Consider the following 20519-nt stretch of genomic DNA (forward strand, 5'->3'; position numbering starts at 1 on the left):
CGGTGCTTCTCAGACGGCCATCAGGTAGTGGCGGAACGACGGCATCAGGTATCCGATGGCGGCGATCTCCTTGTCGGTGAGCTCCGGGTGCCAGACGTCCCAGAGCAGCACGGCCCGCTGGGCCGTACCCCGGTTGGCCGCCTCGTGGATGAAGCTGTCGTCGAACAGCACGCAGCGGCCCTCGGTCCAGCCCCGCTCGTCGCCGGCCACGGTGATGCTGCAACCCGGCGGCACGACGAGGGCGAGATGGCAGGTCAGCAGCAGGTTCACCCCGCCGCTGTGCGGGGTGATGTGCACTCCCGGGTTGAGGATCGTGAACATGCCGTCGCGCGGGCCGTGCGGCGTGCGCTCCAGCACGTCCATGGTCACCGGGCAGCGCTCCCGCGCCTCCGGGCGCACCTCGCCGTTGCGGTACAGGCTGAAGGTGTCCCAGCCCTGCCAGCCGAGCTCCTTGGTGTACGAGTCCTCGTACGGCGCGAACGGCACCTGGTCGCTGCGCAGGCCGAGGAACTCACCCTTGATCTCCGGGTACGCCCGCTCGACCTCGGCCACCCAGGCCAGCCCGGCGGTGTCGTGCCAGGGCAGCGCGCTGATGCCGGGGAAGAAGAGGCGGGTCGGCTCCTGCTCGTCGTGCAGGTAGTCGGGGGCCTGCTGGCCGGTGAACACGGCCAGGCACTCCTCCACCCGCTCCAGTCCGTCCCCACCGAAGCGCTCGGCGAGGTCGGCCATCACGTCGTCGACGTTCACGTCTGGTCTCCTTGTCTGTTGTCCTTACGGACCCGGGCCAGGGACTGCAGTCCGGCCCGTCGTCGGGCGCCGCGCGTGCCGGCGGCCGGTGCGTCGGCCACCGGCTGGCCGCCGAGCCGGCCGGCCAGCTCGGCGATCGTGGGGTGGGCGAAGATGTCGACCAGCCGCACCGGCTGAGCCAGTCGCTCGGTCAACAGCACCTGGAGCCGGGCGGCCAGCAGCGAGTTGCCGCCGGCCTCGAAGAAGTTGGTGCGCCGGCCCGGCCGGTCGGTGCCGAGCACCTGCTGCCAGGCGTCGGCGATCACCCGCTCCAGGTCGGAGCGGACCGGCTCCGACCTGACCGGGTCGGGCGCGGCGTCCGGGCGCGGCAGCCTCGACCGGTCGACCTTGTTGGTGGCGGTGCGGGGCAGCGCCGCCACGACCAGCACCGCGTCCGGCACGCTGGGCGCGGGCATCCGGTCGGCCAGGTGCTCGCGCAGCGCCTGCGCGGTGACTGCCGGGTCGTCCAGCACGGCGTACGCGTACAGCCGGTGGTCGTGCACGGCGGCGGCCGCCTCCCGGACGCCGGGGTGCGCCGTGAGGCGGGCCTCGATCTCGCCCAGCTCCACCCGGTTGCCGCGCACCTTGACCTGGAAGTCGACCCGGCCGAGGAACTCCAACTCGCCGGTGGGCAGCCAGCGGCCACGGTCCCCCGTGCGGTAGATGGTGTGCCCGGGCCGCCATGGGTCGGGCCGGTAGGCCGTCGCCGTCTCGGCCGGCCGGCGGTGGTAGACACCGGCCAGATACGGCGAGCGCAGGTAGAGCTCGCCGGGCACCCCGACGGGGCAGGGCCGCAGCCGCGCGTCGAGCACCAGCGCCTGCCGGCCGCCGATCGGCGACCCGATCGGCACGCTGGTGGGGTACCGCTCGCCGACCACGATCTCGCGGTGGGTGGCCAGGATGCACTCGGTGGGGCCGTACAGGTTGTGTAGCCGCCAACCGTCCGCCGGGTGCGCCTCGGCGACGGCGGTGGGGAAGACCTCGCCGGCCAGTAGCACATGCTCCAGCCGCCCGAGGTCGCCGTCCGCGACCTCGGCGAGCAGCCGGTAGAACGCGGGGACGGTCTGGATCTGGGTCACGCCCTCCGCGCGCAGCCACCGGACCATGCCGACGGGGTCCCGGCGAATGCCCTCCGGTGGCAGGCACAACGTCGCCCCCGCGCCGAGCGCGGCGAAGACCTCGGTGTACGCCGCGTCGTAGGTGAACGGGGCCCACTGGGCGATCCTGCTGCCCGGCCGGATGCCGAAGCGGTCCCGCTGCCAGAGCGCGAACTGCGCGAATGCGTCCGTGCCCAGCAGGATGCCCTTGGGCCGGCCGGTGGAGCCGGAGGTGTACACCAGGCAGCAGTCCGTCCCGGCGGTCGCCGGTACGGTCGGCGTGCTCACCGGCCCGGCCGGCGGCGCGGGCTCGACGACCACGGCGGGCAGGCCGGTCGGTGGCGGGGCGGCGGTGGTGACGACGCACGCGGGGTCGGCGTCGGCGACGATCTCGCGGCGGCGCAGCTCCGGGTCGCGGGGGTCGAGCACCACGAAGGCGCGGCCCACGCGGAGCACCGCAAACGCGGCGGCCACCTGGACCGGCCCGGGCGGCAGCAGCAGCGCCACCAGCCGGCCGGCCGGCACGTCGAGTCGGGCGGCGATGTCGGCCGTCCAGGCGTCGAGCTGCCCGTAGGTCACCTCGCCGTGCTCGTGCCGCAGGGCGACCGCGTCCGGGTCGGCGGCGACGAGCAGGTCGACCAGCGCGGGCGGGGCGGCCGGCTCGACCGGCGACGGCACCGGCCCGAGGCACACCCGGTCCAGCGTGGCGTCCGGATCGGCCAGACCGGCGGTGAGCAGCGCCGTCAGGTGCTCGACCAGGCGGCCGGCGGTCTGCTCGCCGATGACGGCGGTGGCGTGCTCCAGCCACCCCCGGAACCCGTCGCCGTCCTCGTCGAGGGTGAGGCACAGGTCGTACTTGGCGCAGCCGGTGTCCACCGGGACGAGCCGGCTGGTCACCCCGGGCAGCGCGGGCGCGGGCGGCGGCGTGTCGCCGTAGACGAGCATGGCCTGCACCAGCGGCGTGCGGTGCGGGTCGCGGGGCAGTCGCAGCGCGTCGACCAGCCGGTCGAACGGCACCCGGGCGTGGTCGAGGTCGATCAGCACCACGTCGCGGGTACGCCGGACGAGTTCGGCCAGCCCCGGGGAGCCGGACACGTCGACGCGGACCGGCAGGGTGTTGGCGAAGCAGCCGACCACCTCCTCCAGCACCGGGTCGGGCCGGTTCGCCGTGGGAACGCCGACCACCACGTCGCCCGTGCCGGCGTAGCGCCCCAGCAGCGCGGCCCACGCGGCGAGCAGGACGGTGAACGGCGTGCTGTGCAGCCGCGTCGCCAGCTCCCGCACCGCCCGGCCCAGCGCCGGTGGCACGACGACCTCGCGGACCGCGCCCGCCACGTCGCGCACCGCGCCACGGCCGGCGTCGGCGGGCAGGTCCAGCACCCCCGGGTAGCCCCTCAGCCGGTCCAGCCAGTACGACAGGTCGGCCTCGCTGTCGAGCGCACCGGCGTAGGCGGCGTACTGGGCGGCGGGCGGCGGCGGTGGGTCCGCCGCGTACCCGGCGCGGTGGGCGTAGCAGGCCGCCAGGTCGGCCATGGCCACTCCGATGGACCAGCCGTCCATCGCGATGTGGTGGGCGACGACGACCAGCACCGCGTCGGCGTCGCCGCGGCGCAGCAGCGTGGCCCGCAGCAGCGGCGGACGGGCCAGGTCGAAGGGGCGGACCGCCTCGGCGCGTACCAGCTCGTCGGTGTCGTCGGCGGTGGCGGCCACCACCCGCAGCACCCCGGGGACGGGATCGGCCGGCACGGGGTGCAGCGGGTCGGCGGCGGTGGTGGCGAAGCCGGTGCACAGCACCGGGTGCCGGACCAGCAGGTCGTCGACGGCGGCGGCGAGGGCGGCGACGTCCAGCGGGCCGGTCAGGTCGACGCGGGCCGCCAGGTGGTACATCGCGGTGCCGGGGTGCAGCTGCTCGACCAGCCACAGTTGCCGCTGCTGGGACGACACACGACCGGGCTCGTCGGGCGCGGGCAGGGGCGCCGACGCGGGCGCCGGAGCCGCCTCGCGGACGAGCTCGGCGAGGCGCGCGACGGTGGGCGCGGCGACGAAGTCGGCCAGCCGCACGGCGACGCCCATCTCCTGACGGACGCGCGACAGCAGCCGCGTCACCGACAGGGAGCTGCCGCCGGCGGCGAGGAAGTCGTCGGTGACCCCGAACCACCCGGGCGGCACGTCGAGCACCGCCACGCACAGCTCGAACAGCGCCGCCTCGGTCTCGTCGCGGGGGGCGACGAGGTCCGCGGAGTCGGGCCGGGCGTGCCGCGCGGCCTCGCGCAGGGCGACCCGGTCGGCCTTACCGTTGGTGGTCATCGGCAGTTCGGGCAGGACGGTGAACGCGGCGGGCACCATCACGGCCGGCAGGTGCCGAGCCAGCTCGGCGCGGAGCCGACCCGGGTCGGGATCGTCACCGACGACGAAGGCGACCAGCCGGTCGGTGTCGGGCTGCCGCACCACCACGGCCTGCCGGACGTCGGGCTGCCCGGTCAGCACGGACTCGATCTCGCCCAGCTCCACCCGGTGTCCACGGATCTTGATCTGCTGGTCGACGCGGCCCAGCAGGGCGATCCGGCCGTCGGGCAGGTACCGGGCCAGGTCGCCGGTGCGGTACACCCGGTTGCCGGGGTGCAGCGGGTCGTCGACGAACACGGCCGCGGTCAGCCCCGGGCGACCCCAGTAGCCGGTTGCCACCCCGTGTCCACCGATGACCAGCTCGCCGACGGCACCCGTCGGCAGGGGCCGGCCCCGCCCGTCGACAATCCGGCAGTACGTGGCGGCCACCGGCCGGCCCACGGTGACGGGCTCGCCGGGGCGGACCCGCTCCACCGTGGACCAGATGGTGGTCTCGGTCGGCCCGTACAGGTTCCACAGCCCGCCCACCCGGGCGAGCAGCGCCTCGGCCAGCGCGGGGGTCAGCGGTTCCCCGCCGCAGAACGCGCGCAGCGTGCGCGCGCCGGGCCAGCCGCTGTCGAGCAGCATCTGCCACATCGACGGGGTGGCCTGCATCAGGGTCGCGCCACTGGCCGCCAGCGCCGCGGCGACGGCCTCCCCGTCGCGGTTCCGCCCAGCCGGGAGCAGTTCCACCCGCGCGCCGGCGACCAGCGGGGCCAGCAGTTCCAGCAGGGAGATGTCGAACGACAGGGCGGTGACGGAGAGCAGCACCGCGTCAGACGGAACGCCGGGCTCGGCCACGACGCTGCGCAGCAGGTTGGTGAGGTTGCCGTGCGGCACCGCCACGCCCTTCGGCGCGCCGGTGGACCCGGAGGTGTACATCAGGTACGCCAGGTCCGTCGCCGCCGGGGGCGCCGGCAGCGGCCCCCGGGCCGGCGCGGCCAGCAGGTCGGCCAGCTCGGCGTCGGCGACCACGAGGCGGGCGCCGCTGTCGGCGACGACGTGCGCCGTCCGAGCGGGCGGGTGATCCGCGCCAAGGGGCACGGCGACGCCACCGGCTCGCCAGATGCCCAGCAGCAGCGACACCAGGTCGACGCCACGGTCGACCCGCACCGCCACTCGGTCGCCGCGCTCGACCGGCAGGGCGGCGGCGATCCGTTCGGCACGCCGCCGCAGCTCGCCGTAGGTCAGCACCGCGCCCGCGCAGCCCACCGCGGGCCGTTCCGGGGCGTGCCCGGCGATCAGGTCGAGCACGGTCTCCGAGGGCGGCGGCCCCGGCAGCTCGCGGCCGAACCGCTCCCGTTCGGCCGCGGTGAGCAGCGGCAGGTCACCCACCGGGCGGTCGGGCTCGGTCGCCGCCGCGGCGAGCACGGCCCGGAACACCTCGGCGAACCGGGCCACGGTCTCCGGGTGGAAGAGCTGCGTACGGTACTCCAGCGTCAGCCGCTGGCCGCCGTCGCCGTCGGGGCGCACGAACGCCGACAGGTCGTACTTCGCCATGCCGTTGTGCGCCGGGACGCGGGTGGCCTCGACCCCCGGCAGGTCCAGCTCCACCTCGGGGCCGTTGTGCACGGCGAGCAGAAGCTGGAACACCGGCGAGTAGCCGGCGTGGCGGGTCGGGCGCAGCAGCTCCACGAGCCGTTCGAAGGGCAGGGTGCGGTGCCGCAGCGCGCCCTTGAGCGTCTCGCGGGTCCGCGCCAGCGCCTCGACGAACGACGGGTCGCCGGTCACGTCGGTGCGGCAGGCGACCATGTTGAGCAGGGGTCCGCCGGTCTCGGCGAGGCCGGGCCGGCCGCGGGTGGCCATCGGCATCCCGACCAGCACGTCGTCCTGGCCGGCGAACCGGTGCACCGCCAGCGTGAACGCCGTCAACAGGGTGGTCGCCAGCGAGACCCGGTGTTCCCGGCTCAGCGCGGCGAGCCGCGCGACCAGCGGCGCGGGCAACTCGGTCTCGTGCAGCGCGCCGCGCAGTTCCGGCCGGGCGGGGCGCGGGCCGTTGGCCGGCAGGGTGACCACCGGCAGGTCGCCGGCGAGCCGCTCCCGCCAGTACGTCACCGCGGCGGGGTCGTCGCCGGCTGCGCGTTCGGCGCGGGCGTGGTCGAGGAAGGCGGCGGCCGGCGGCTGTGGGCGACCACCCCGGTAGCGCACGGCGAGCCCGGTCAGCCACGTGCCGACCGACCAGGCGTCGGCGACGAGGTGGTGGGCGACCAGGAGCAGCACGTGGTCCTCGGGGCCGGTGCGCAGCAGGTGCACCCGCACCAGGGGCGCGACGGTGAGGTCGATCGGTTGCGCGGTCAGCTCGGCGAGCAGCGCCGGCACCTGCGCCTCGGTCGTGTCGCGCAGCCGTACCGGGATGGTCACCGCGTCGGCGGCGACCTGCCGCGGCTCGTCCCGGTCGGGGTCGGTCACGAAGGCGACCCGCAGGACGTCGTGGTCGACGACCAACCCGTCGACCGCCGCCCGCAGCGCCGCCACGTCGAGCGGCCCGCGCAGGCGGAACGCCACCGCCTCGTTGTGCAGCGCGGAGGCGCCCAGGAACTGCTCGGCCCGCCAGATCCCGAGCTGGGTGTGCGACAGCGGGGCGGTCATCGGCGCACCAGCCGGGCCAGCGCGGCCACGGTGGGCTCGTCGAGGAACTCGGCCAGGCGGACCTCCGTGCCGAAGCGCCCCCGGACGACGTCCAGGAGCCGGGCGATCGCCAGCGAGTCGCCCCCGAGCATCATGAAATCGTCCTGCCGCCCCACCGTGGGCAGGCGCAGCAGCTCCGCCCAGATGGCGGCGATCCCGGACTCCACCTCGTCGCAGGGCGCGTCGCCCGCGCCGGCCAGGGCCACCGCCGACGGGGCGGGCAGCCGGCGACGGTCCACCTTCCCGCTGAGTGTCCGGGGCAACTCCGGCAGCCGCACGACGGTGCCGGGCACGGGCAGCAGGGCCGTCAGCTCGGTCTCGGTGACGGCGCCGGCCACCACGTAGGCGCACAGGTACGCCGACATGTCGTCGTCGACGGCGACCGCGCAGGCGTCGCGGACCTCGGGATGGCGGCGCAGCCGCTCCTCGACCTCGCCCAGCTCCACCCGCACGCCGCGGACCTTGACCTGGGTGTCGGCCCGGCCGAGGAGTTCCAGCACGCCGTCCGGGCGCAGCCGACCCAGGTCGCCGGTGCGGTAGGCGTCGCCGTCACGGAAGCCGCCCCGCTCCGGCCCGAGGTATCCGGCCAGCGGAAAGGGGGTGCCCAGCTCGACCTCACCGATCGCGCCGGCCGCCGCGAGGACCCGCACCCGCACACCGGGCAGCGGCGACCCGACGGGGACGACCTCGGCGCCGGCGTCGGCGGCCGTGGTCCGGTGGTACGTCTTGGTCATCGTGGTCTCCGACGGCCCGTACAGGTTGACCAGCTCCTTGCCGGCCCCGAAGAGGTCCCGCCACCACCGCACGTCGGATGGGCGGACGACCTCCCCCGCGACGAGCGCGACCCGCAGGTCGGGCAGCGACCCGGCGGTCAGGTCGGCCGACCGCAGGGTGCGCAGCACGGTGGGCACGCAGTGCAGCACCTGCACCCGGGCCGCCGCCAGCCACGCCGCCAGCCCGGCGCCGACGGGCCGGTCGCCGGCCGGCACGCAGACGGTGCCGCCGGAGCAGAGCGGGGCGAACGCGTCGCGCAGGAACGCGTCGAAGCCCGGCGAGGTGAGCTGCGAGACCCGGGTTCCCGGGCCGAAGCCGAACTCCCGGATCTCCCAGTCGACGAAGTGCGCGACGCCGGCCAGGCTGCCCCGGATGCCCTTGGGCGCACCGGTGCTGCCGGAGGTGAAGTAGACGTACCCGCGGTCGGCGCGCTCGTCGGCGGCCCAGCCGGGCAGCAGCGGGGCTGCGTCGACGGCGGGTGCCCCGCCGGTGAGCGTCGCCGCCGGCGCCAGCAGCCGGGTCACCTCCTCGCGACGCTGCGCGGGCACCGCCGCATCCAGCGGCGCGAACGGGCGTTCGACCACCATGGCGGCCAGCATCGCCGCGATCACGTCGACCGGGTCGGGGCAGACCAGCAGCACGGGGGCCTCGGGCGGGGCCGGGTTGCGGGCCAGCTCGGCGGCGACCCCGGCGACCAGGTCAGCCAGCTCACGGTAGGTCAGCACCCGTGCTCCGGCGACGGCGGGCGCGTCCGGGCGGGCCAGCACCGCGGCGGCGAACCGTTGTAGGACGGTCACAGTTTCCCCTCTCGGATCCGGGCGGCCATGGTCGTCAGGGGGTCGAGGTTCGGCAGGTCGGTGGCCCTGGTGACGAGGTGGAACTCGGTGCAGCCGGCGACGAAGTCGGTCACCCCGTAGCGGGTCAGCGCCTCCCGGACGAACTCCCCCGCGGCCGGCACGGTCCCGCCCCGCTTGATCTCGTAGGCGAGGTCGTGCACGCGCTGCGCGTCGGCGGGCTCCGGCAGCACCAGGTGGCGGCCGAGTTCCGGCCAGCGGTGGTGGCTGGTGAAGATGCCCGCCCGGATGCTGCCGAGGGTGCACAGCAGCAGGTGCGGACGGCGCCGGAGGGCCAGCTCCTCGAAGATCACGTCGACCGGGGAGATGCAGCGTTCGGCCAGCTCGGGGGCGAGACGCCGGACGGCCACGTGCGCGGTGACACAGGCGACCACCACGCGTTGGGCGCCCACGGAGAGCAGTTGCTCGACGGCGTGCGCCACGGACTTGGTCAGCTCATCGACCTCCTGCTGGGCGATCGCCGTGGTCCGGTCCGTCACGGCGGGGTCCGACCAGAGCAGCACTCGGGGGCAGTCCTGCTCGACCGGCAGCGGAGGGGCGTAGATGCTACGGACGAACTCGGCCGATGCCAGCGGCCCCATGCCGCCGAGAACGCCCACGATGGGTGCGGTCATAGCCCGAATTCCTCGACCAGCAGGGTGAACGTGGCGATCAGCAGCAGATAGTCGGTGTCCAGGTGGGGATGGACCGAGGCGTCCGGCGCGGTCTGCCGCCGTACCAGCTCGGCGACGACGTCCGGGGCGAAGTACCCCTGCTTGGCGAGCACGTCCGGGGCCAGCAGCTCCCGGAACCAGTCACCGTGCTCCCGCAGCAGATGGGTGCTGCTGTGGGCGCGGAAGCCGAACTTCTGCCGCAGGCGGATCTCCTCCGGGACCAGCCCGGTGGCCGCGTGCCGCAGCACCGCTTTCTCCTGGCCGTCGCGCAGCATGAGCTCCGGCGGGATCGTGGCGGCGTACTCGACCAGGTCCCGGCTGAGGAACGGCAGCCGCAGCTCGACCCCGTTGGCCATCGCCATGCGGTCGCCGTGGTCGCCGAGCAGGTGATCGGCGAGGCGGAGGGTGAAGTCCAGATAGGAGCGCTGGTGCAGCGGATGCCGGCCGCGCAGCCGATCCGGATCCACCAGGCGCTGGGTGGTCACCGCATGGTCGTCGAGGACCGCGGCCACCTCGCTGCTGTACAGCTCACGGCGCAGCTCCAGCGCCGGCAGCATGTCCTGTTCGTAGCGCAGGTCGAGCCCCCACATCCGCTCGGCGGCCTCGCGCTCCAGGTGGGCCTCCAGGCCGCCGGCGGCGCGGGGCACCAGGGCGTCGAACCGGTAGCCGGGGTAGCCGCCGAAGAACTCGTCGGCCCCCTCGCCCGACAGGATGCCGAGCACCCCGTCGGCGCGGGCCTGCCCGGACAGCAGCAGGGAGCACACGTTGTACGTCTCCCGCACCGGCATCTCGGCGTGCCGCACCATGCGCGGCAGCAGGTCAACCACGTCGGCGGAGGTGGCCCGCACAGACCGGTGACGCGTGCCCAGGGCCTCGGCGGCGAGGCGCTGGTGGCGGCCCTCCGTCAGGGACGCCTCCGCGAAGTCGATCGAGAAGCTCCGCGTGCCCGGCCGGTGCCGGGTCATCAGCGCACCGATGAGGGTGGAGTCCAGGCCGCCGCTGAGGTACATCCCGATGGGCACGTCGGCCCGCATCCGGGCCCGCACCGAGCGGGTGAGCCGCTCCCGCACCCCGTCGGCGTAGTCGTCGAGGGTGCCGGGAGCGCCGGCCGGACCGACGGGGTAGTCGAGGTCCCAGTACCGCTCGGTGCGCACGCCGGCCTCGTCGGCCAGCAGCCGCTCGCCGGGGCGCAGGCTCACGATCCCCTCGAACATGGTGCGCGGGCTGACCAAGCCGGGCAGGGTGAGGACCTGGTCCAGCCCGGCCAGGTCGACCCGGCGGGGCACGTCGGGGTGCCGCAGGATGCTCTTGATCTCGGAGCCGAAGACGAGCTGGCCGGCGACCACGGTGTAATGCAGCGGCACGATCCCGAAGTGGTCACGGGCGAGCATCAGCCGGCGCCGCCAGGCGTCGTAGATCGCGAACGCGAACTGTCCGTCCAGGTGGTCGACCAGGTCCGGGCCGTACTCGAGGTAGAGGTGCACCAGCACCTCGGTGTCCACGCCGGTGCGCAAGACGTGACCCCGCGCGGCGAGGCGGGACCGGAGCTCCTCATGGTTGAAGATCTCGCCGTTGGCCACCGCCACGACGGATCCGTCGGGTGAGTGGTGCGGCTGATTGCCGCCGGGCAGGTCGAGGAAGGCCAGCCGGCGGAACCCGAGCCGTACCGCCGGGTCGTGGTACGCCCCCACGTCGTCGGGCCCCCGGTGGACCAGCGCCTCGGCCATCGTGACGACGTCGACGCCCGGTGGCACCGGCCGGCCGGCCAGCCCGAAGACCCCCGCTATGCCGCACATGTCGACATCCCCACCGCGCTGCGGAACTCCACCGGGTGCTCCTGGAGGAAGAAGTGCCCCCCGGCGAATGTCCGGTGCGTGAAGGAACGCCGGGCCAGCACCCGCCACCGGCTCAGCCATTCCGGCCCGGCGAGTTGGTCGGACTCGCCGCCGTAGGCGCTGATCGGCACGTCCAGCGGCGTGACCAGCGACCGGTCGTAGTTGGCCAGCATGGTCAGGTCGGCGCGGATCACCGGCAGGGTCATCCGCAGCAGCTCCTCGTGCTCGAGAACCGCCTTCGGGGTGCCCTCCATCTCGACGAGCGCCGCGAACAGCCGCTCGTCCGACAACTCGTGCAGCGGCCGGGCCAGCGGGCTGCCCGGCGGGCGGGCGCCGGAGACCAGCAGCGCCACCGGCGCGTCCAGGCCCCGCGCGGCGAGCTGGCGGGCCGTCTCGTACGCCAGACAAGCGCCCAGGCTGTGGCCGAACAGCGCGAACGGCTGCGGGTGCCCGGGGGCGAACACGGCGTCGACGAACTCACTGATCACGTCCGCCATGTCGAGCGCCGGCCGCTCCCGCATGCGCGTCCCACGGCCCGGCAGCTCGACCGGACACACCTGGAGCGGCCCCCCGGTCAGGGACCGGGACCAGTCCAGGTAGGCGCTGGCCGCCCCGCCAGCGTGCGGGAAGCAGTACAGCCGACGCACCCCGTCGGGGACATAGTCGCGCCGCGGCGGGTGCCACGGCACCCAGCGCCGTACGTCATGCATATGTCGTCGACTCCTGTTCCAGTTCGCGGACCGCGCTGCGCGTGAAGCACACCGCCGCCGCGACGGCTACGGTGATCCCGGCGCCGGTCAGCAGGGCGGGAATGTGGCCACCGGCGAGTTCGGCCAACGGCCCGGTGACCGCGTACGCCAGTGGTACGGACGCCTGCGCCACCGCCAGCCGGGTGGCGTACACCCGCCCGTGCAGGTCGGCCGGCACCCGCAGGTGCCACAGCGTCTGGCTGGACGAGCTGATGACGGGCAGGGCGAGGAAGAAGCAGAAGGCCCCGACGGTGATCGTGGTGACGGTCGGGCGGATTCCCGCGCCGACCACCACCGCGCCGGCCGCCGCGCCCGCTCCGCAGATCAGCGGGACGAGCCGGCGGCGGGGTGCCCACGCCGACATGGCCAGCGCGCCGCAGACCATCCCCACGCCCCCCGTCGCCGAGATCATCCCGAGGGTCTGCTGGCTGGCCACGGCGAGCACCAGCGGCGTGATGAGCACGGTGACCGCGCCGGTGACGAAGTTGACCACGGCGACGAAGAGCAGCACCCCGAGCAGCCCGGGTCGGGCGGCGATGAACCGCCACCCGACGCCCAGGTCGTCGACGAGCCGGGGCGGAGCCGCGGCGTCCGAGGACCGCGGAGTCGGCCCCGGGAACCGTACCGCCAGCAACGTCACCATCGCGATGCCGTACGACAGCAGGTCCAGCGCGATGACGGTCCTCAGCCCGGAGACGGCGATGAGGGTCGTGGCCAGCGGCGGACCGCAGATCTGGGCCGCGCCGAACGCGAGCTGAGTCAACCCGTTCGCCCGGGCCAGCGACGTCCTCGACACCAGTCGGGGCACCACGGCCGTCAGCGCCGACATCTGGAACGCAGTGACCAGCGAGTGGACGACATCGAAGCCGTACACGTGCCATCGGGTCAGGCTGCCGGTGCCGACCGCCACCGCGACCGTCGTCATCGCCGCCGCGCTGACCAGCATCCCGGTGAGCATCACCCGCCGCAGGTCGTAGCGGTCCACCACGCTGCCGGCCAGCGGCGCCACCAGCACGCTCGGCAGGTACGCCACGAGCAGCCCGATCGCGAAGTAGGTGACCGAGCCGCTGTCCTGGTAGATCCACAGGCTCAGCGCGAAAGCGCTCGCGCTGGACCCGAGGAGGGTGACGAGCTGACCGACCCACAGGGCGCCGAACACCCTCATCGCAGCTTCGACGCCAGCGTCCGACCGATCGCAGCCGCCGGCTCCGGGTTCATGAGCTGGTCGTGGCCGGCGGGTATCTCGTGTACCTCGAATCTGCCGGTGACGTACGGCTGCCACAGCCGCCAGGTCAGCTCGTCGGTGCGGGCGGCGGCGAAGTACAGCAGGTCGCCGTCGAAGACCTCCGGGTCGAAGTGCCGACGCAGCAGGCAGTTGCCGGCGTAGACGTCCACGAAGTCCAGCAGCCGCCCCTCGACCATCGAGGTCAGCTCCCCGTACCCGCCGCGCAGGAAGTCCAGCAGCCGCTCGCGCGCCTGCCGGTCGTACGCCAGCTCGGCCCGGTCGGTGATGCCGGCCTCGTCACGCAGCAGTCGTGCGACGTACTCCTCGTCGCTGTCGGCCCCGCGCTCGGCCTCGGCGGCCGGGTAGGCGTCCATCATCGCCAGGAGGGCGACCTGCTCCCCCTCGGCCCGCAGCCGGGTGGCCAGCGCGTGCGCCACCACCCCGCCGAAGGACCAGCCGAGGAACTGGTACGGGCCGTGCGGCTGGACCGACCGGATGGCGGCCAGGTAGTCGTCGACCATCTCGGCCATCGTCCCGGCCCGGTTCTCGGGTTCGGTCAGTCCACGCGCCTGCACGCCGTAGACCGGCACGTCACCGCCGAGGTGTTGCAGCAGCGACGAGTAGGACCAGCTGATCCCGTGCCCGGTGTGCAGGCAGAACAGCGGGGTGCGCCCCCGGTCGCCGACGCGCAGCGGCAGCAGGACGTCGAAGCCCTCTCCGTCGCCGCCGTCGCCGTCCAGCCGGACGGCCAGCTCGGCCACCGTGGGCGCATCGAAGACACTCCGCATGGCCAGTTCCTGGCCGAGCCGGGCGCGGACCCGACGGATCAGCTTGGTCGCCAGCAGGGAATGCCCGCCCAGGTGGAAGAAGTTGTCGTCCACCGAGACCGAGGTGACGCCGAGGGTCTCGGCGAACAGCTCGGCCAGGATCCGCTCGGCGCGCGTCCGCGGCCGACGGCCGCCGCCGGTGGTGACCTCCGGGGACGGCAGGGCGCGGCGGTCCAGCTTGCCGTTCTTCGTCACCGGCAGCGCGTCGAGCAGAACGAACGACGAGGGCACCATCTGGTCGGGCAGGTGCCGGCGCAGGTCGGCGCGGAGGCGCTCGGGCAGCCCCGCGTCGGGGGCGTCGGGCACCACGTAGGCCACCAGCCGGGGGTCACCGGGAATGTCCTCCCGGACGATCACCGCCACCTGCCGGACCCGGTCGAACTGGCCCAGCACCGACTCGATCTCGCCCAGCTCGATCCGCACCCCCCGCAGCTTCACCTGATGGTCGACCCGGCCCAGGTACTCCAGGTCGCCGTCGGTGGTCCAGCGGGCCAGGTCACCGACGCGGTACATGCGGCTGCCGGGCTCGCCGAACGGGTCGGCCACGAACCGCTCCGCGGTCATCCCGGGCTGACCGGCGTACCCCCGGGCCAGGCCGTCCCCGGCCAGGTAGACCTCTCCCGGCACGCCGAAGGGCACCATCCGCAGGTGCTCGTCCAGGACGTACGCCCGGGTGTTGGCCACGGGGCGGCCGACCACCACCGGCTCGCCGGGTTCGAGGACGGCGGTGGTGGCGTAGACGGTGTCCTCGCTCGGCCCGTACGCGTCGAGAATGCGCCGGCCCGGCGCGGCCCAACGCCGCACCAGCTCGGCCGGGCACGCCTCGCCGCCCACGGCCATCGTCCGCAGGTCCGGCAGCTCTCCGGGCGGCAGCGACATCGCCGCGGACGGGGGCAGGAAGACGTAGTTGATCCGGGAGTCCCGCAGCCGTGCGAAGAGCTCGTCGCCCAACCGCTCCTCGCTGACGGCGATGTGCAGCTCCGCGCCGGCGACGAAGGCGAAGACGAAGTCGGAGACGGCCACGTCGAACCCGAAGGAGACGAACTGGAGCATGCGGTCGCCCGCGTCGACGTGGAACGGCTCCCGGACGGCGACGGCGAGGTTCGCCAGTGCCGAGTGCGCCACCGCGACCCCCTTGGGCCGGCCGGTGGACCCGGAGGTGAACAGGACGTACCCGAGGTGCTCGGGTCGCAGGTCGTCCAGCCAGGGCAGCGCGTCCGGCGGCGGCGGGGCGTCCACGCCGGAAGGCGGGTCGACGCGCAGCAGCGGCACGCCCAGCTCGGAGGCCCGTTCGAGCGTCCGCGCGTTGGCAAGCACCAGGGCCGCGCCGGAGTCGACCACCATCGCCCGCAGGCGGGGGCCCGGCTGGTCGGCGTCCATCGGAACGAACGCGCCGCCGGCCCGCAGCACCCCGACGACCGCGACGGCCATGTCCGCCGCCCGGGGCAGGCACAGCCCCACCGCCACGTCCGGCCCGACCCCGGCGGCGCGCAGCCGCACCGCCAGGGCGTCCGCCCGCTCGAGCAGTTGCCGGTACGTCAGCCGTTCCGCGCCGCACACCACGGCCGTGCTCTCCGGTCGCCGCGCCGCCTGCCGCCCGATCAGCTCCGGGATCAGCGTCCCGTCGAGCGGCACCCGGGTGCGGTTGACCGCGTCAAGGGTCTCCCGCTCCGCGTCGTTGAGCAGGTCCAGCTCGCTGAGCCGCAGGTCGGGCTCCGCCACGGCCGTGGCCAGCAGCCGGGTCAGCCGGTCCACCAGGGCCTGCACGGTACGGGCGTCGAACCGGTCGGCCGAGTAGTCGACGAGCACGTCGATTCCGTCGGGGCTGCCGTCAGGGTCGTAGCGCTCGTCCACCTCGACGGTGAGGTCGAACTTCGCCGCGCCGGAGCTGGCGGCCATCGGCTCGATGCGCAGCCCGGCCACGGCCGTGCTGGGCAGGGCGTTGCGTTGCAGCACCAGGGCGACCTGGAACAGCGGGTGCCGGTTGAGCAGCCGGGGCGGGTTGAGCGCCTCGACCACCCGTTCGAAGGGGACGTCCTGGTGGGCGAAGGCCGCCAGGTCCGCCTCGGCCGTGCGGGTCACCAGCTCGGCGAACGTCGGGTCGCCGGAGGTGTCGGTGCGCAGCACGAGGGTGTTGACGAAGAAGCCGATCAGCTCCTCCAGGGCGATGTCGTCGCGGCCGGAGACGGCGGTGCCGATCGGGACGTCGGTGCCGGCGCCGAGGCGGGTCAGCAGCGCGGCGAGTCCAGCCTGCACGGCGCTGAACAGGCTGGTGCCGAGGCTCGTCGTCAACCGGGACAGCCCAGCGTGCAGGGCCCGGTCCCAGGACGCGGAGAGCACACCGCCGCGCTGCCCGGCGGTGGTCGGCCGGGGCCGATCGGCGGGCAGCGGGATCTCTTCGGGCAGGTCGGCAAGGGTGCGCTGCCAGAACGCCAACTGGGTGGCGATGCGGCTGCCCGCACCGTCCTCCTCCTCGAGGTACGCCCGCTGCCACAACGCGTGGTCGGCGGACTGCACGGGCAGCGGCGCCCACGCCGGCTCGCGCCCGGACCGCCGGGCGTCGTAGGCGGTGGCCAGGTCCGTCGCCAACGGCTGTAGCGACACCCCGTCCCCGGCGATGTGGTGCAGGACGAGCAGCAGCACGTGCTGCTCCGGCCCGGCCCGGAACAGGTGCGCCCGCAGCGGCACCTCCCGGGAGAGGTCGAAGGGCTCAGCGCTGGCTGCGGTGATGGCCTCGCCCAGCTCACCGGCCGGCTCCGCCACCCGCAGCGGGCACGCCCCGTCGTCGAGGCCCAGCAGCAACTGGTGGGGTTCCCCGTCGGTCTCCGGGAAGACCGTGCGCAGGCTCTCGTGCCGGAGCTGCACGTCGGCCAGGGCCCGGCGCATGGCCTCCACGTCCAGCGGGCCGGTCAGCCGCAGCGCCAACGGGATGTTGTAGGCCACGTCGGTCGGATCGAGATGGTTGAGCAGCCACAGCCGGTGCTGGGCATAGGAGAGCGGCACCACGTCGGGCCGCTCCTGGTGCCGCACCCGACTGCGGGCGGGGGCCGCGGCGGCCACCTGGTCGGCGAGTTCGGCCACGGTCGGGGCGCGGAACACCGCCTTCAGGGGCAGCTCCGCGCCGAGGACCGCGCGGATGCGGCTGATCAGCCGCGTCGCGGTCAGCGAGTGCCCACCGTGGGCGAAGAAGTTGTCGTCCACACCCACGCTGTCGCGGTCCAGCACCTCGGCGAAGAGGTCGCAGAGCACCCGTTCGGTCTCGGTCGCGGGAGCCCTCCCGGTGGCGGGCCCGGCGGTGGGCGGCGGCAGCGCGGCCTGGTCGGCCTTGCCGCTGCTGGTGACGGGGATCCGCTCCAGCACCACGATCGCGGAGGGCACGAGATAGTGCGGCAGGGCGGCGGAGAGCGCCGCGCGCACGGCCGCCTCGGTCACCTCGCCGGCCGCGTACCCGACCAGGCGGGGCTGCCCCGCCCCGTCGGTGTCCACCAGGGCGACCGCGTCGCGGACCCCGGGTACGGACCGCAGCGCGGCCTCCACCTCGCCCAGCTCGATGCGGAAGCCCCGGACCTTGACCTGGCGGTCGGTGCGGCCCAGGTAGTCGATCCGGCCGTCGGCAAGCAGGCGCACCCGGTCGCCGGTACGGTACATCCGGCCGGGGTGGAAGGGGTCCGCCACGAACCGCTCGGCCGTGAGCCCGGGGCGGCCGAGGTACCCCCGGGCCAGGCTCACCCCCGCCAGGTACAGCTCACCCGGCACGCCCGGCGGCAGCGGCCTCAGGTACTCGTCGAGCACGTAGGCGCGGGTGTTCCACAGCGGGCGGCCGATGACCGGGCGGGGCGACTCCGCCAGCCGGCACCACACGGTGTCGACGGTGCACTCGGTGGGGCCGTAGTAGTTGTAGGTGACGGTGCCGGTCGCCTCCCGCAGGGAGTCCCACAGCGACTGATCGACGCTCTCGCCGCCGAGCATCAGCGCGGGCGGCGCGGTAGCCGGGTTGGCGAGCAGGCCCGCGTCCAGCAGAATCCGGGCGTACGACGGCGTGACGTCCAAAAGGTCGACGCCCTCCCTCGCGACGTACTTCACCAGGGCGTGCGCGTCGCGACGACGGTCGTCGTCGATCAGATGCAGTTCGTGGCCGGCCACCATGGCCAACGGCCCCTCCCACGACGTGTCGAAGGACATGGCCGCCGTGAGGGCGACGCGGAGGCGGCGGCCCAGCGCCGCGGATTCCACGTCGAATATCTGCGCGGTGTGGTGGGCCAGCATGTTCGCGAGACCACGGTGCTCCAGCAGCACCCCCTTCGGGGTGCCGGTCGAGCCCGAGGTGTAGATGACGTAGGCCGGGTGGCGCGGATGGGGCCGTACGCCGAGATCGTCTGCGACCAGCTCGTCCAGGCCCACCAGGAACGCAGGGTCGACCACCACCACCGGCTTGACGTCGGCGAGCATGAACGCCACCCGCTCGGCCGGAAGATCCGGTTCGATCGGCAGATACGCCGCGCCGGCCTTGAGCACGGCCAGCAGGGCCACGATCAGGTCGGTGGTGCGCGGCAGCGCCAACGCCACCACGGTCTCCGGGCCGGCGCCGTGGGCGACCAGCTTCCGGGCCAGCCGGTTGGCGCGGGCGTCGAGTCGCGCGTACGTCAGGCGGCCGTCGACCGCGACGACGGCGACCGCGTCCGGCGTGGCGCGGGCCTGCTCCGCGAAGACCTCGGGCACTGACCGGGAGACCGGCACGTCCGCGCCGGTCAGCAGCGCGGGACGCTCGTCGTCGAGGAACAGGTCGATCTCGCTGAGCCGCTGGCCGGGGTCGGCCGATACCGACTGCAGCAGCCCCTCGAGCCGGTCGAGGAGAGCCTGCACGGTCTCCCGGTCGAAGATGTCGTCGTTGTACTCGACGAACCCCACGGTGCCGTCGCTCGCCCCGGACCGGTCGGCGGCGTGCCAGTCCCAGACGTAGAAGGCCAGGTCGAAGGGGGCCGTGCCGCCGCTGGAGACGGACTCGACGGTGACCTCCAGGCCGGGCAGCTCCAGCCGGGCCTGCGGCACGTTCTGGAAGGCCAGCATCACCTGGAACAGCGGGCTGTGCGCCAGCCCCCGGTCGGGCGCGACCGCCTGCACCACCTGGCGGAAGGGGACGTCAGAGTGGGTCAGCGCGGCCAGGTCGGCACGGCGCACCCGGCGCAGCAGGTCGCCGAAGGTGGGGTCGCCCGCCGTGTCGGTGCGCAGAACCAGCGTGTTGACGAAGAAGCCGACGAGATCCTCGAGAGCGTCCTCGGTGCGGCCGGCGACGGGGATGCCGATCGGGATGTCCGTTCCGGCGCCGGTCCTGGTCAACAGCGCCGCCAGGGCCGCCTGCACGACCATGAAGGGGCTCACCCGGCTCTGCTTGGCCAGCCCGGACATCGCGCGGCGCAGCTCCGGGGTCCACCGGATCTCCAGGTGGCCGCCGCGGTTGCTGGTCTCGGCCGGCCGGGGGCGGTCGGCCGGCAGCGTGAGCACCTCCGGCAGGCCGGCGAGTTGCTCCCGCCAGAAGGCCAGCTGCCGCCCGGCCGGGGAGGTCGGGTCGTCAGCGTCCGCCGTCAACCGCTCCTGCCAGACGGCGTAGTCGCGGTACTGCACGGGCAGCGGCTGCCAGTCGGGCTCCTCGCCCCGGCAGCGCGCGTCGTAAGCGGTGATCAGGTCCCGGGCGAACGGGGCGATCGAGGAGCCGTCGAAGGCGATGTGGTGGAAGCACAGCAGGAGCAGGTGCTCCTCGGGCCCGAGGACGTGCAGCGTGGCGCGTACCGGCCGGTCGGCGGCCAGCTCGAAGGGCTCGCGGACGGCCGCGAGGAGCAGCTCGGGCAGCTCCGCCTCGTCGCACCGGACGGTGGTCAGCACCTCGTCCGCCGGTGGCGGGTCGAGCACCCGCTGCACGGGCCAGTCGGCGCTGACCGTGTAGACGGTGCGCAAGATCTCGTGACGGGCCTGGACGTCGCCGAGCGCCGCCGCGAGCGCCACCGCGTCGAGGCGGCCCCGCAGCCGGACCGCGATCGGGATCACGAACCGCGGGCCGGTGCCGATGCGCTGGTCGTGCAGCCACAGATTGAGCTGCCCGGGCGAGACGAGGGACTTGTCGCCGTGCGGGTAGGTCTGCAGTTCCGGGCGGCTGACGACGGAGTGCATCAGTGGTGTCCGCGCCAGACGTAGGTCATGTCGGGCTCGTTCTCCTCGTTGCGGCTGCCGTCGTTCTCGTCGACCGCGCGGAAGCCGTGCCGCTCGTAGAAGGCGCGGGCGTCGGTGTTGCGGGTGAACACCCGCAGGCTGAGTCCGCCCGGGCTGGCCTGCCGCACCTGCTCCAGCAGCGTCGTGCCGATGCCCTGCCGGCGCACGTCGGGCCGCAGGTAGAGGTGCTCCAGCACGTCGCCGTCGAGCGCGGCGAAGCCGAGGATGTCGCCGGTCTCCGGGCTCTCGGCCACCCAGGTCACACATTCGGGCAGCACCACGTGCGTGATCCAGGCCCGGGTCTGCTCATCGTCGTAGAGCCGGGGCAGGTAGGACATCGCCGCCGCCCGGGACGCCAGGAAGACCTGGGTGATCGCGTTGACGTCGTTATCGTCGGCTCTCCGGATCACGACTGCTCGCCCTCTCACTCATGTGGGGTTCCACTGATCGGATCCACCGACGACTAAGCATCCACCCTAACGATGACTGAGGTCGGCCTGCG

9 protein-coding genes are annotated in these 20519 nt (G+C 74.2%); all 9 read right to left on the reverse strand.

The window, feature by feature from the left end; all coding sequences use genetic code 11:
- Positions 1–9: 9 nt before the first annotated feature.
- The 9 genes from ACFY3U_RS22520 to ACFY3U_RS22560 are packed head-to-tail and all read right to left on the reverse strand — an operon-like array spanning position 10 to position 20427.
- Positions 10–747 carry an aspartyl/asparaginyl beta-hydroxylase domain-containing protein gene (locus ACFY3U_RS22520; RefSeq protein WP_387204961.1) on the reverse strand — a complete coding sequence of 246 codons (738 nt, stop codon included), beginning with the start codon at positions 745–747 and terminating at the stop codon, positions 10–12.
- Positions 744–6857 (reverse strand): amino acid adenylation domain-containing protein, encoded by a 6114-nt coding sequence (locus ACFY3U_RS22525; protein ID WP_387204963.1) that lies wholly within the window; start codon positions 6855–6857, stop codon positions 744–746. The genes ACFY3U_RS22520 and ACFY3U_RS22525 overlap by 4 nt, the downstream gene beginning before the upstream one ends.
- Positions 6854–8467 (reverse strand): AMP-binding protein, encoded by a 1614-nt coding sequence (locus tag ACFY3U_RS22530; RefSeq protein ID WP_387204966.1) that lies wholly within the window; start codon positions 8465–8467, stop codon positions 6854–6856. Before ACFY3U_RS22530 ends, ACFY3U_RS22525 begins: the two co-directional genes overlap by 4 nt.
- On the reverse strand, positions 8464–9138 hold the full coding sequence (locus ACFY3U_RS22535) for an aspartate/glutamate racemase family protein (protein ID WP_387204969.1): 675 nt from the start codon (positions 9136–9138) through the stop codon (positions 8464–8466). The genes ACFY3U_RS22530 and ACFY3U_RS22535 overlap by 4 nt, the downstream gene beginning before the upstream one ends.
- Positions 9135–10973, reverse strand: coding sequence for an asparagine synthase (glutamine-hydrolyzing) (gene asnB, locus ACFY3U_RS22540; protein WP_387204971.1), 1839 nt, complete (start codon positions 10971–10973; stop codon positions 9135–9137). Before asnB ends, ACFY3U_RS22535 begins: the two co-directional genes overlap by 4 nt.
- On the reverse strand, positions 10961–11722 hold the full coding sequence (locus tag ACFY3U_RS22545) for a thioesterase II family protein (RefSeq protein WP_387204974.1): 762 nt from the start codon (positions 11720–11722) through the stop codon (positions 10961–10963). The genes asnB and ACFY3U_RS22545 overlap by 13 nt, the downstream gene beginning before the upstream one ends.
- Positions 11715–12926, reverse strand: coding sequence for an MFS transporter (locus ACFY3U_RS22550; protein ID WP_387204977.1), 1212 nt, complete (start codon positions 12924–12926; stop codon positions 11715–11717). The genes ACFY3U_RS22545 and ACFY3U_RS22550 overlap by 8 nt, the downstream gene beginning before the upstream one ends.
- Positions 12923–19978: an amino acid adenylation domain-containing protein gene (locus ACFY3U_RS22555; protein WP_387204980.1), complete on the reverse strand. Its 7056-nt coding sequence runs from the start codon at positions 19976–19978 to the stop codon at positions 12923–12925. The genes ACFY3U_RS22550 and ACFY3U_RS22555 overlap by 4 nt, the downstream gene beginning before the upstream one ends.
- A complete protein-coding gene (locus ACFY3U_RS22560; protein ID WP_387204983.1) occupies positions 19978–20427 on the reverse strand; it encodes a GNAT family N-acetyltransferase in 450 nt (149 codons plus the stop codon). The genes ACFY3U_RS22555 and ACFY3U_RS22560 overlap by 1 nt, the downstream gene beginning before the upstream one ends.
- Between the last annotated feature and the right edge of the window lie 92 nt (positions 20428–20519).

The sequence above is a fragment of the Micromonospora sp. NPDC000089 genome (assembly GCF_042899365.1).
Taxonomy (GTDB): Bacteria; Actinomycetota; Actinomycetes; order Mycobacteriales; family Micromonosporaceae; genus Micromonospora.